The sequence below is a fragment of the Planctopirus sp. SH287 genome (assembly GCF_056500625.1).
On sequence record NZ_CM151403.1, the window covers coordinates 4615978 to 4628859 of the forward strand.

A 12882-nucleotide genomic window follows, 5' to 3' on the forward strand; every position below is an offset into this window, starting at 1 on the left:
TCTGGTCATGCCTGCCAGAGCGGCATTTTTATTATCAAGCCCCGTGTGAACTCCAGAGTCCTCTACGCACTCTCATTTGAAACAGCGCTCTGTGTGCCCTACTTGGTGTGCCCTACTTGCAGCTTTGGGCAAGCATGCTTTTGAGGTCATCAACTCGCCATTTCAAGTTGCGATTCGTATTACTCATTGCCCAGAAATGGGCCGAGGATCGCCGCGCTCAAGGCCGATCTGGAGAAACTTGACCAGAGCATCAAAGAGGCGAAGAAATCCGCCCGGCTGGCTCCCAACCTGCCGGAGAAACTCGACTTCCAACGGAAGCTGCGGGGACTGGAAACAAAACGGGATGATTCATGGCGAGCCTATGATGCCGCCAGCCGGGATGTGGGCAAGCAAAAAAACGCCCTGCCCGATAAGATCAGCCGCCGCCTTCAGCAGCAAACTTCGTGCGTCGAAATCTTCACATGGCACTGGAGGGTCACATGAGCAAGACAAATCTTTCCGTGCCCGCCGACTTTCCGAACCTCTTGAAGGAGATCAAAGGACGCGTTCAAGAGGCCCAGACGCGGGCGATGTTGTCGGTCAATGCCGAACTCATCCAGCTTTACTGGGACATCGGCCGCATCATCGCCGCAAGGCAGCAACTGGAAGGCTGGGGAGCTGCCGTCATCCCTCGGTTGGCGCGGGAACTGAAGAACGAACTGCCCGAGGAAAAGGGCTTTTCCGAGCGGAATCTCGATCGGATGATTGCCTTCTATCGGACTTATTCCGATCCAGCAGAGTTTTCGCCACCGACTGTGGCGAAATTGAAGACATCCGAAAAAGTACCGCGGCTGGCGGCACAATTACCAGATTCTTTGCTCTGGTCGATCCCCTGGGCGCATCACGTCGTCTTGATGGAGAAGGTCAAAGACCGGGCGGTTCGCCTGTGGTACATGACGCAGACTCTCGCCAATGGATGGAGTCGCAACGTCCTGCTGGCGATGATCCAGTCCGATGCCCACGCCCGCCAGGGCAAGGCCATCACCAATTTTGAGCGGTTGCTTCCGTCGCCGCAGTCCGACCTTGTTCAGCAGACACTCAAAGACCCGTACATCTTCGATTTTCTCACGCTCCAGGAACCGTTCCACGAGCGGGAACTCGAAACCACTCTCCTGCACCAGCTTGAACGTTTCTTGCTGGAACTCGGGCAAGGCTTCGCGTTCGTCGGCCGCCAGTATTATCTGAAGGTGGGCGACCGCGAGTTCTACATCGACCTGCTGTTCTACCACCTGAAGCTGCGTTGCTTCGTTGTGATCGACCTGAAGAAAGGGGAGTTCAAGCCCGAGTATGCGGGCAAGATGAACTTCTTCCTGAGCGTTGTCGATGACCAGATTCGCCACGAAGCCGACGCGCCGTCCATCGGCTTGATCCTCTGTCAGGATCGCAACCATATCGTCGCTGAATATACGCTGCGTGGTGTCGAGAAGCCTATCGGCATCTCGGAATATGAATTGACCCGCGCATTGCCGCCGAGCCTGAAATCAGCTCTGCCGACGGTAGAAGAAATCGAAGCCGAACTGGCTGAATCGGCTTCGGCTCAACCGGATGAATCGGCAGCACTCACTGCGCCAAAAAATCGCAAGACCGTCAAGACATCGAAGCCAGCCAAGAAGAAGCAACCGAAGAAGTGAGGGATGTTTTCAGTGATTTCCTTCTTACTGAGCACTGAAAACCAAGGCCCCCCTATGACCACCGAACGTCTATCGGTTTCGCCTGCGCCGAGAGACTTGCGGTTGTGCAGATCAACGCAAACGCTGCTTCCGTTGATCTGACTTGCCCTCAGACTAACGAGGCTTAATATTGTCGGCGACACGCGTGCAGTCCCTAATGCCTTCGCCATTTCCATAAGGGCAGGCATCACATCAGGAATGACCATCATGGGGTTCATCATGCGAGATTGCATCTTGTTCTACGTGTCGAATGAACTCTATTGAATGAACCCTATCGAATGAAAGAGGGGGCCTTTATTTCGGTTCGGCGTCTTCTTTGGCAATCGCCTTATTTGCCATCACTGCTGCCAGCGATCCATCCGCAACGGCGGTCGTCACTGACGGCGCGCCACGGGAAGCATCCCCGATGACATACAGCCCAGGGACGGAAGTCGCTCCAAAAAGGTCGGCATCCACAGCGTCCCTGAATCCTCCATCGACCGATTCCAGCTTGCAGCCGAGCTTCTTCGGAAGGGACGACCGCTGCACCATCGTTGTGCGGATGAATAGAGCATCGAGTTCAAGCTTCTCCCCACGATCAAATTCGATGGCTTTCAGAATGCCATTCTCGCTTTCCAATCGCTGGATTGCCTCTTCCCGAACCAGGATGCCCAAGTCATTGAGGATGTCTCGATCGGCGCCGCTCAATTTCGCCGCTCCGTTTGAGCAGAAAGTCAAATTCGTCGTCCATCCCAGCAGTTCAGTGCCCCACTCGACGGCCTGATCTCCTCTCGCGATGAATGCCCACCGTTGATGCCGAACTTCCCATCCGTGGCAGTACGCGCAGTGAAATACTTCGGTCCCCCACAAGACGGGCAGTCCCTCAATTTCAGGCAGTTCATCCCTAACGCCCGTCGCCAGGATCAACTTGCGGGTCGTCACCGCTTTGCCGTCAGAAATCACGATCCGAAAGCCCCCGTCCACTTTCTCTGCGTCCGTGACCAGAGCGTCTCGCCACTCAACGGCATAAGGCTTCAGTTGCTCTCGCCCGATGTCGAGTAATTCCGCCGGGCTGATCCCGTCCCGTGAGAAGAAGCCGTGGACGGCAGGAGACGTGTGGTTCCGGGGCTTGCCCTCGTCGCACACCAGCACCTTGCGGCAAGCCCTGCCAAGAACCAGGGCGGCACTGAGTCCAGCCGGTCCGCCACCAACAATCACCACGTCATAGTCAAACCTGAAAGGCGGCATCTTCGTCTCCTTGGCGTGTGTCTGGGAACTGGCGATCATCAGCCCCGTCGTCGCACCGGCGATGACGGTGATGGCGTCTCTGCGGCTGATGTCATGGCTGGCAGTCATGGCTTGTCCGATTCACAACAGTGGTGTCGATTCGTTCGCCCCTGTTGCTTTCGTGGGAGAGAATCACGCATATGAAATCCATCCACGAAGGATCAACGCGGCATAAAACAGGCCGACATTCGAGAACCCCGCTCCACGCAGCATCTCTTCCTCTTGTTCGGGAGCGAGTATCGTCACGCCCGTTTGAACACCCTTGCGTGCAGTTTCCGCATGTTCGGAATTGACACCGGAAGTCTTCGCAAACGCAGCGTATCGAGCGAGCCAGCGACTACGCTGGTCGTCGCCGTGTGGAAGGCTGGCATGAACAGTCACAAAGGGCGCACCGGGTTTGAGGCGGCGGTGAACTTCTGCCAGCGTGTGCCGCCGTTCCTCCGAACTCAGGAAGTGAAAGGTCAGCAGGCATGTGGCTCCGTCGAAAGGCCCATCCGGCGCATCGTCGATATAGCCTTCGTGCAGACGCACGCGAGGTTCCAGCGGACCGAGGGTCTGAACGGCCAGTTTCAGCATTTCCGAGGAGGGGTCGACACCGTCGAACGTCCAATCGGGATGCGTTTCCGCAAACGCTTTCAGCTCCAGGCCTCCACCAGCCCCAAGGACAAGGATCCGGCCATTTCGAGGCACGCATTCGGCCAGGAGAATCGCCGCCATACGGTGCAAGTCGAAATAGCCAGGCACAAACCGTGGCGGCCCCTCAGCGTACTGAGCAACGAACTCGGGATCTGAGAACGCGAATTGGGAATGGGGTGACTCAGGGCGCATGAACGGATTCCTCGTGACCTTGAGAGTTGCCGCGAGCAGCCAGTCGCACGTGGATGTCGGCGCTCAGCATGGCCAGCGTGACTTCGCCAAAGCGGGTGAGTAGCAACTCTTCCGCTTCATGGAAGGCCTGTTGAAGCGAAGCGTTTACAGCCTGCTCGACGAGACAACCCGGAGCTTCGGTTCGGTTTCCAATAGCGAGAAGCGAAGGGCTTCCGATCGCAACATAAATGTCCCGCAACGTCACCTTCGACAGGTCACACGCCAGCGTCCAACCGCCGCCATGTCCCTTTTCAGACCTCAGATACCCCTGCTGTCTAAGACCAGCCATGATTCGCCGGACAACCACAGGATTGGTCGCCATCATCCTGGCAAGGTCTTCCGAGGTGACAGGCCCCGTCCGCTCCGCCATGTGGAGCAGGATATGAAGAACACCAGAAAGTCTGCTATCGCGTTTCATGTAACTAATCATGTTACATGAAAGGGCCGATGTCAAGTCTTTGCCACATTGACGAGATCGGGGCCGGACGTTGCACGGGAGAACAGAGAGATCATCAAGATCGCAACGCTTTTCCAATTCAGGAGTTGCACGATTGCGCCAAATCCCGCCGGGCATGTTTCCAAGCCGAATTCGGAACGAGGAAAAGTTCAAACGAAGTCTTGTCACCTCGACTGATTCATCAGCTCAAGCCCCGACAACAGTCGCTTTGGCAACCACTGGCGGGATTTGAACGTTTTGGGTGGTTGCTGCAATTTCACAGGCGATTGTCACAGTCCATTGCCTCGTGTGTCCAAGGAGTTTCTGCCGATAAAAAGGTGAATGAGATGTTCTCAACGAGGAATGCGGAAATGCACAATCCCTTTGCCGAAATTGTCGATGAATCGACAGAGACGGATCTGATCGAGCAAGCCAGGCATGGCAGCGGTGAGGCGCTGGAAAAGCTGATTCTCCGGCATCAATCGTGGATCTACAACATCGCTGTCCGCATGGTCTTTCACCCGCAGGATGCCGAGGAAGTCACGCAGGAAGTGTTGATCAAGGCCATCACTCGACTCAGTACCTTTCAGGGGGAAAGCCAGTTTCGTACCTGGCTCTACCGCATCACAGCGAACCATGTGTTGAACATGAAACGCCGTGGCGGTGAAAGGGGGCCTCAGACTTTCTCCAGCTACGCCGACGCCATCAACGACACCCCTGATCTCGATCCTCCCGACCCGAAATCCGTGCCGGTCGATGTGCCGCTGTTGGTCGAAGAAACCAAAGTCTCCTGCACCACGGGGATGCTGCTGTGCCTGGATCGCAAGCAACGGCTGATCTTCACGCTCGGTGAGATCCTGGGTGCCAGCGACACGGTCGGCAGCGAAATCCTGGAGATGACCGCCGATAACTTCCGGCAGAACCTCTCACGCGCCCGGCGTGATCTCTACCAGTTCATGCACGGACAATGCGGACTGGTCAACGCGAACAACCCCTGCCGCTGCGCGAAAAAAACCAGGGGTTTCATCGAGGCGGGGCATGTTGATCCCGATCACCTGCAATTCATCCCTCAGCATCTGCGACGCATTTCGGAAGCGGCAGAAGGGGTCGTGCGGAGCATCGAGACGACCGTGGAGGGACAATACGCAGCCCTCTTCCGCGAGCATCCATTTCTGGAGCCGAACGATCAGATCCGCTGGTTGAGGCAACTTCTCGACAAAGGCGATTTCAGGAACTCTCTGCACCTCAACTGAAAAAAATTTGAACAGAGTTGTCACAGTCTCCTTCCCGGGGTGTCTATGGGGGCAACAAGGAGGACAAATCATGTCGAAATTGCAAAGCAAAGTGGCTCTCGTCACGGGAGCATCCAAAGGAATCGGAGCAGGAATCGCCAAAGAACTTGCCGCAAAAGGTGCGGCAGTCGTGGTGAACTATGTAAGCGATGTGGCCGGAGCGGAAGTGGTCGTCGATGAGATTACCAATGCCGGCGGCCGTGCTATCGCGATTCAGGCGGATGTCGCGAAGGTCGCCGATGTCGCCCGGCTTTTTGAGCAGGCGAAAGAAGCATTTGGCCCGCTCGATATTCTGGTCAACAACGCCGGAGTCTATCAGGCTGTCCCTATCGCGGAACTCACCGAGGAAAAGTTCCACCGCGAGATCAACATCAATCTGCTCGGGCCGCTACTGACCATCCAGGAGTCGCTGAAGCACTTCAGTTCCGACGGCGGAAGCATCATCAACATCAGCTCCGTTGCCTCTCGTGCCCAACCACCGGGATACTCGATCTACTCGGCCAGCAAGGCAGGTCTTGATGCCGTGACTGGCGTGTTGTCGAAAGAACTTGCTTCACGAGGAATTCGCGTGAACTCCGTCAATCCAGGAGCCACGCTTAGCGAGGGGACGAAACAGGCGGGACTGTATGGGGTCGGCAGCGACTTTGAAAAGCAACTCGTGGCCATGACCCCGTTAGGGCGAACTGGCATGCCATCTGACATCGCCAAAGTTGTTGCATTTCTTGCTTCGGACGATTCCGGCTGGCTGACTGGCGAAGTCATCTTTGCTTCCGGCGGGTTGCGTTAAACCTGATTCCTACTCATTGATCAAGGAGAGACAGATGGCCGCCTACATGATATTTATTCGAGAAACGACACTCGACCAATCTGAATTGGAGGTCTACTGGGAGAAGGTCAAGGGAGCTTTGGAGGGCCGCCCACTCAAGGCGCTGGCCGCCTACGGGAGACATTTGACCCTGGAGGGTTCTGATGTTGAAGGCGCCGTCGTTGCCGAGTTCCCGACTTTCGAAGAGGCCCGTGACTTTTATCACAGTCCGGCCTACCAGGAGGCGGCTCAGCATCGGCATCGCGGCGCGGTCTATCGTGGCTTGATCGTCGAAGGCGTTTGAGCGTTCTTAATCCACTATCCACTCATCGCTATAACAATACCTGTTAATCATGGGAGCAATTTCATGAAGCCAATCCTATCGGCACTCGCCTTACTCGCCCTCAGCTTTGGAGCGATTGCAGATGAAAAAGGCCCCGAGAAAGCGACGAGGGCTGCCATCGAGCAATTCTCCGGCACCTGGGAGATCGTCGCCGTGCAACCGCCGGGAAGTACGAAGGAAGCCAAAAGATTGGTCTTCCGGAAGGATCGAACCTACGCGGCACTGAACGCCGAGGGGCAGGAACTGTGGGCCGGGACTTTCAATCTCGATCCAGCGGCGACGCCAAAAGTCTGGGATCACCGCTCGCACGAGTCGCAGAAGAAGGGCGGGGATGCTCTGGGGATCTACGAACTGAACGGCGACAAACTGAAAGTCTGCTGCGTCGTCGGCGTTTGGAAAGATGGACAATGGACAGGAAAGCCCCGTCCAACCGATTTTAAGCGATCGACTGCCGATGTCGTGCCATTTCGACCTGTGAGAGGCCATCCCACTGCATCTGTTGCAGTGTCTGGCGCTTGAACTCTGCTGTAAAAACGAGACGACACTGGAGCACGCCATGCTCTCCTCACTGGGAAGAACAAGGTCTTTCCCCAGAGTCCATCATGCGTGGGGAATTCCAGTTTTTCAGCGTGCAGCGAGGACTCATTAATTTTGAGTAACATTCAAACAGCAAATGGTTTCAGGCGTTTTCACTACGGGCCTTGGCCGGAATGTTCAAAGTAGAAGTGGATCGAATAGTGTTTGACATTGAGATTCAGTTGCAGTACTTTTATGGCCTCTCCAATGCCCCCCCACAAATGGCCTACCAATGTTCAACCTTCCTATTGGCTCTGCATCTGACTCCGCTTTGAGTTTCACTTCGGCGAACCGGCGGAACTCAACTCGGGCGACCGCAGGGTTCACATTGATTGAACTTCTTGTGGTCATCGCGATCATTGCAGTCCTGATTGCTCTCCTTTTGCCCGCTGTCCAGCAGGCGCGAGAGGCGGCTCGAAGAAGTCAGTGCCGGAACAACCTGAAGCAGATCGCATTGGCAACTCACAATTATGCGGATGTCTACTCCCGCTTGCCGATCTGTCAGTCCTGGGCGGTGAATAGTCCTGCCCGGATCAATACGACCTGGTCACTGGGATTGCTCCCATTTTTGGATCAGGCAACGATTGGCAACAAATGGAATTACAGCCTGGGATTCTCTGAACAGCCCAATCTGGCTTTAGCCGCAACACCGCTTGCCGTCTATCGATGTCCATCCTCAGTGGCTCAAGGCACTTTTACCTGGACCACGACCACTGCTTATTCAGGGGGAATCAATGCCGGGGATCAACTGCTCCTGGGGATCAACGAGTATGCGTCTGTTTCTCACAGCCAGACAGCTGGCGGTGTCAACGGCAACGGTATGTTCCCTTACACCGGGGACATTACAAATTCCGTCAAACTCAGTCAGGTCACCGACGGCCTCAGCAACACCATGATGTTCTGCGAAATCGCTGGGGGGGGAAGTAATTACAACCGACAATTACAAGTTCTTCCGACAGCTTCTGTCATGAATTTCAAGAACTGGGCAACATTCAATCGCCTGGCGTTGCGTCTATTCAGCACAGATGGCCTGGTTCAGAATGGTGGAAATTGTGTCGTGAATTGCAGCAGTGCCAACGGAAACATTTTCAGTTTTCACTCAGGTGGCGCTCACGTGGCCATGGGCGATGGCTCCGTCAGATTCCTGTCTGCGAATATTGATGTGACAACAGTCGAACTACTCATCATTCGGGACGACGGCCGCGTCACCGGAGAGTTTTAAAGTCTTGTGTTGCCCAAACTGAAGATTTGGTCGAGATCAGTCTCACTTTCGTAATGCTGAGCAAGATATCTTATGAAACCAGTGATTGCGATTTCTTACTACGCCCACATCGTGTTGATGTTCGCAGCACTGGCATTGAGTGGATGTGGTAGCGGTGGGGACGGGCTGGTCAAACAGCCTGTTCGCGGGCAAGTCCTGATCAACGGCAAGCCGTATCGCGGTGTGGTACTCAGTCTTCAGCACGTCGATGAATCCGTCAAAGGCAATGCTGCCAGACCTATCGCCGTCACGAATGCAGAGGGCAGGTACGAGCTATCAACCAATGGCGAGAAGGACGGAGCCGTCGCAGGTGAGTACATCGTCACGATGCGCTGGTACGATGGGAGCGATAGCCTTAAAGACTTTCTGGATGGCAAATATGCCAACCGAGCGAACTCCAGCTTCCGCATCAACGTGGGTGAATCCAACGTAGAAGTTCCTCCATTTCAACTTCAGGCAAGTGAAGCCAATGTGACGAAAGCTGTGCAGCGGCTTGCACAAACGGCAATGCCTCAAAAGTAATATCAATTCAGCGCAGATGCCGTCCACGATTCAAACAGAATGGCATTCGCGCTTGCTATGCCAAGGATGAGGCAACCCTCACCGGCAGGAAGATGAGGTTCCGGACTGTCCCTCCAGCGAGTCCTGAATTCAAGCCAGTGTCTGAAACGGTACAATCGTTTCGTAGTCCACATAGCAAAAAGTAGTCAGACGATGCTGCCGAATACTGTTGCAAAATCCTCGCCTGACAAATCAGCCGTTGTCATCCCTCCGCGAGCATTTCCATATCGTCAGCTCTTCTGGAAGTGGCATCTTTATGCAGGCTGGCTGGGCGGGCCCTTAATCATTCTGATTGCGGTTACCGGAGCGATTCTGGTTTTCAGCCCTGAGATTGATGAACTGCTGCGACCGGATCTCTGGAAGATTTCTCCTCCGATCACAGCTGCCACAACTGTCCTGCCTGATCAACAAATTGTTGACACGATCATCAAGCAATATCCTGACGAAACGATCATCTTCTATCGACAGGCCGAGCGGGCAGATCAACCTTATCAGTTTCTCATGAACGCCAAACGCCTGCGGTCAGGCGGGATTCATGATGTCTGGATCAACCAGTACACGGGGGAAATCGTCGGCGAGCGAATGCGGGAAACATCGTTTGTCCGCATTGTTGAGCAACTTCACCGCCGCCTGCTCAATGGCGAGAACGGTAGTACGATCATGGAACTGATCACCGGATGGATGATCATTCTCACTCTGACCGGCTTCTATCTCTGGTGGCCCAAAACGTGGAAAGCCTTGAAACACGGCCTGACACTTTCAGCTCAAGGAAGTGCTTATAAAGTCAACTGGCGGCTGCACAATACACTGGGAGCCTGGACAGGGATCGCCGTTCTATTGATGTGCCTGACGGGAATGGTCTTCTCCACCTATTCCGGAAGCATGTATCAGAGTGTGAAACAATGGACTTCGGCTAAAAAAAAAGAGCTTCCTGCTTCCGTCCGCCAGGAAGATCAAACCCGAATCGCTATCGATCAGCTCCTGGCGGTTGTCCGTCCACAATTACCACCGAGAACTCCTCTGCAGGTCACGCTGCCCCGGAATGATAAAGCACATTTTGTGCTCGCCACCATTCGCGAGCATCGCCCTCAATGGCACCGGCTGGAAGACCTGGAGACTTGGACTTTCGATCAATTCACCGGTCAACAGGTGGCTCACAAACCCTGGAATCAGATGCATGTGATGGATCGTTTCTGGACTTTCTGTCTGACGGTGCATTACGGATCAATCTTCGGCCTCCCCACAAAAATTATTGCTCTGCTCTCATGCCTAGTGGTTCCGATTCTGTCCGTCTCTGGCTATCTGATCTGGTGGTGGAAGCGACTCAAAAAAGGGAAGGGAGATTCTCAAACATCCCGTGCTCTGCCCAGAAAACTGGAAAATCAGCCGATTTCCCGATGGCTCATCGCCTCATTGATCCTAGTCAGCTTGATCTTCCCCTTGATCGGCATTTCGTTTATCGCTCTGTTCGCCTGGGAGTTTCTACGCTACGGAATCCGCCGACTGCGTCATTCGAGGATCCGACCAGTGTCTTCAGAAGAACCGGCGACCACAGTTCCCCCGCAGTGACATCTCTCTGGAGGAAACAGTTCTCTGGAAATCGTTTATATAGCATCCGGTCATGTCACTCCGACGATTTTCACACATCAAATCTCGTCAGTGGTTGCGAAAGTGACTGTTGGCGGGATTTGAACTTTTTAGTGATGTCAGATGTCTGAGCAAAGTCAAATGACGTCGCACCGTGGGTAAAGTGAGACCCGAAGAACATTTTTCTTGTGTGTGTTGAACTGTCCGTGAAATCGTCAGCACCTCACTTCATCGAGAAGACATGTTGCTTGTGACTCCAGTCATTTCGACAAAATGGAACCATTATTCTGAAAAATCAGCGGGGGGATCGCGGGAGTTTCCATCTGAACCTTGCGTTCAAGTTCTCGCTGGAGAATGCTCATACCTGCTCCCGTGATTTTTACACGGGAGCCAAGAGGGACACTTCGCGAGAGAATTGACTATGCGCATGACTTCGTCACCGAGCATGATTTCATCATCAGTGGCCGTTCTGTCGACACTTGCGGCACTCTCACTTTGCATGCCGGTGGTGAAGGCTCAAGAAAGCGAGCCTGCGGGGCAGATCGTTCACGTGATTGTTCTTGATGGGCCACAGAAGGCGACCGTCGAGAAAGGGAGTCTGCTGCGGATCACGGGATCGACGGTCGCGGGTGGATCGCTCTCCATTGCCGTTAAAGGAGCCGGGAAGCTTGTTCGTCAATCTTCGATACGCACATTCAAAGATGGTCGGCCGATGATTGGTGCCATGGTCACTGAATACGAAGTTGAAGCCACTGAAGCGGGACTTCTCGACATCGTTGTCTCAAAACAGACTTTCGACCGAACGAAGAAGCCCCTCGAAGAAAAGTACACCATCACCGTCAATTAATTCACACAATCACCCGGACGCGGTACGGGTTTCAGGGGCATTGGCGGTTTTTTCTCTAGACCAGGAACTGAGCGTGGCTTATGGTCGCCTCTGTCGCGCCGCAGGGTTGTCGTCACGCACTGGCCTCATGCTCAGCCGGAAATCGTGTTACCATGGTCGGCAGTGCGACTTTTGATGTCCAAATTCAGAGCGATTCAGGGACGAACCAGCATGCAACGAGTCGTGTTGCTCGAACACAATGCCTTAGAAGCCGGTCGGATGGCTAAACTCCTCACGGAGCAAGGCTTCACCGTAGAGACCACAACCACTCCCGCAGAGGCCATTGCCGCTTGTCAAAAGTCGCCTCCGGAACTTGTCGTCACCGACATGCCCGACACCGCCTGTGATGTCCATGCCATGTCGTTTATTAAGTGGTTACACCAGCATCAGCGGCATGTTCCCATTGTCTTGTCGCTTTCCCGAAACGAGGAGATCTGCGCATTACAGGCTCTGGAAACAGGGGCGGTCAGCTATATTCGCAAGCGGCTGCTGGAGCAGGATCTGCCTCAGACGCTCAAAAACACTTATGGTTTGCTTCAGCGAATTACGGCTCAGAAACGCATTCGTAAAGCTCTCGTACGGGCCGAATTTCATTATGAGCTAGAAAACGATCCTTCGATCACGCCCGCCGTTTTAGCCGGTGTTGAGGATGAATTGCAGACCAGCGGTCTGTTTGAAATGGCTGACGTCACCCGCATGGTCATTGGCTTGCACGAAGCAATTGATAACGCCATCTTTCACGGGAATCTGGAAGTCAGTTCGGCGCTACGTGATGCCGGGGCGACGAAAACCTATTTCGAGCTAGCCGAAGCCCGGCGTCATCAGGCTCCCTTTCGTGAGCGGCACGTCCAGTTTCTCATGCGGTTGTCGCGCGAAGGGGCAGAATTTGTTGTTCGCGACGAAGGCCCCGGCTACGATCCCCGAAAGCTGCCCGACCCCACGTCAGTGGATAATCTCGAACGACCCTCGGGGCGCGGTCTGCTTCTGATTCGCAGCTTCTTTGATACGGTCGAACACGGGCCGACCGGCAGCGAACTTCGCCTCAGCAAGAAAGCCACTCGCCAACAGTCAAGTATGACGTGAGAAAGACTCTGTCAGCAGAATTGGCACCACTCCCTTTATGCCACTTAGACGAATCGCAACTTGAAATGGCGCGTTGAAGATCGCAAAACGTGTTTGCTCAGAGTTACTGCAAGGCATGGCACACAGAACGATCTTTCAAGTAAAGCGAAGGTGGGTTGCGCAAAGCCTTAACCCCACCCTACTACTTGCGAGACGAACTATCGGCAGCGT

The 12882-nt window shown here is 54.4% G+C and carries 15 protein-coding genes; 11 read left to right on the top strand and 4 right to left on the bottom strand.

Translation table 11 applies throughout. The annotated features are described in order from the left end of the window. Nucleotides 1-186: 186 nt before the first annotated feature. Both SH287x_RS17105 and SH287x_RS17110 read left to right on the top strand, forming a co-directional pair. Nucleotides 187-483 carry a hypothetical protein gene (locus SH287x_RS17105; RefSeq protein ID WP_479515598.1) on the top strand — a complete coding sequence of 99 codons (297 nt, stop codon included), beginning with the start codon at nucleotides 187-189 and terminating at the stop codon, nucleotides 481-483. Then, complete coding sequence (locus SH287x_RS17110; RefSeq protein WP_479515599.1) at nucleotides 462-1670, top strand: PDDEXK nuclease domain-containing protein; 1209 nt, start codon at nucleotides 462-464, stop codon at nucleotides 1668-1670. The genes SH287x_RS17105 and SH287x_RS17110 overlap by 22 nt, the downstream gene beginning before the upstream one ends. On the opposite strand, the gene SH287x_RS17115 is transcribed toward SH287x_RS17110, so the two are convergent. The 4 genes from SH287x_RS17115 to SH287x_RS17130 form a co-directional block, all read right to left on the bottom strand. Continuing rightward, the gene (locus tag SH287x_RS17115) at nucleotides 1577-1942 is read right to left on the bottom strand and encodes a carboxymuconolactone decarboxylase family protein (protein ID WP_479515600.1); all 366 of its coding nucleotides are present in this window, start codon (nucleotides 1940-1942) and stop codon (nucleotides 1577-1579) included. The genes SH287x_RS17110 and SH287x_RS17115 overlap by 94 nt on opposite strands. Nucleotides 1943-2003: 61 nt before the next feature. Continuing rightward, entirely contained in the window at nucleotides 2004-3044 is a 1041-nt protein-coding gene (locus SH287x_RS17120; RefSeq protein ID WP_479515601.1) for an NAD(P)/FAD-dependent oxidoreductase, read from the bottom strand. A gap of 63 nt (nucleotides 3045-3107) precedes the next feature. After that, nucleotides 3108-3803 (bottom strand): class I SAM-dependent methyltransferase, encoded by a 696-nt coding sequence (locus SH287x_RS17125; protein WP_479515602.1) that lies wholly within the window; start codon nucleotides 3801-3803, stop codon nucleotides 3108-3110. Then, a complete protein-coding gene (locus tag SH287x_RS17130; RefSeq protein WP_479515603.1) occupies nucleotides 3793-4260 on the bottom strand; it encodes an Rrf2 family transcriptional regulator in 468 nt (155 codons plus the stop codon). The genes SH287x_RS17125 and SH287x_RS17130 overlap by 11 nt, the downstream gene beginning before the upstream one ends. Nucleotides 4261-4649: 389 nt before the next feature. Between SH287x_RS17130 and SH287x_RS17135 the strand changes: the two genes are divergently transcribed. The 9 genes from SH287x_RS17135 (at nucleotide 4650) to SH287x_RS17175 (ending at nucleotide 12672) form a co-directional block, all read left to right on the top strand. Continuing rightward, nucleotides 4650-5531, top strand: coding sequence for an RNA polymerase sigma factor (locus SH287x_RS17135; protein ID WP_479515604.1), 882 nt, complete (start codon nucleotides 4650-4652; stop codon nucleotides 5529-5531). A gap of 70 nt (nucleotides 5532-5601) precedes the next feature. Next, nucleotides 5602-6357 (top strand): glucose 1-dehydrogenase, encoded by a 756-nt coding sequence (locus SH287x_RS17140; protein ID WP_479515605.1) that lies wholly within the window; start codon nucleotides 5602-5604, stop codon nucleotides 6355-6357. Between the two features lie 34 nt (nucleotides 6358-6391). Further along, nucleotides 6392-6679 (top strand): DUF1330 domain-containing protein, encoded by a 288-nt coding sequence (locus tag SH287x_RS17145; protein ID WP_479515606.1) that lies wholly within the window; start codon nucleotides 6392-6394, stop codon nucleotides 6677-6679. Between the two features lie 63 nt (nucleotides 6680-6742). Continuing rightward, nucleotides 6743-7237 carry a TIGR03067 domain-containing protein gene (locus SH287x_RS17150; protein WP_479515607.1) on the top strand — a complete coding sequence of 165 codons (495 nt, stop codon included), beginning with the start codon at nucleotides 6743-6745 and terminating at the stop codon, nucleotides 7235-7237. A gap of 328 nt (nucleotides 7238-7565) precedes the next feature. Next, nucleotides 7566-8516 (top strand): DUF1559 family PulG-like putative transporter, encoded by a 951-nt coding sequence (locus SH287x_RS17155; protein ID WP_479518722.1) that lies wholly within the window; start codon nucleotides 7566-7568, stop codon nucleotides 8514-8516. A gap of 72 nt (nucleotides 8517-8588) precedes the next feature. Further along, nucleotides 8589-9077, top strand: coding sequence for a hypothetical protein (locus SH287x_RS17160; RefSeq protein WP_479515608.1), 489 nt, complete (start codon nucleotides 8589-8591; stop codon nucleotides 9075-9077). A 192-nt stretch (nucleotides 9078-9269) separates the two neighbouring features. Next, a complete protein-coding gene (locus SH287x_RS17165) occupies nucleotides 9270-10685 on the top strand; it encodes a PepSY-associated TM helix domain-containing protein (RefSeq protein WP_479515609.1) in 1416 nt (471 codons plus the stop codon). Between the two features lie 445 nt (nucleotides 10686-11130). Then, nucleotides 11131-11550: a hypothetical protein gene (locus tag SH287x_RS17170; RefSeq protein ID WP_479515610.1), complete on the top strand. Its 420-nt coding sequence runs from the start codon at nucleotides 11131-11133 to the stop codon at nucleotides 11548-11550. Between the two features lie 174 nt (nucleotides 11551-11724). Next, nucleotides 11725-12672: an ATP-binding protein gene (locus SH287x_RS17175; protein ID WP_479515611.1), complete on the top strand. Its 948-nt coding sequence runs from the start codon at nucleotides 11725-11727 to the stop codon at nucleotides 12670-12672. Nucleotides 12673-12882: the final 210 nt, after the last annotated feature.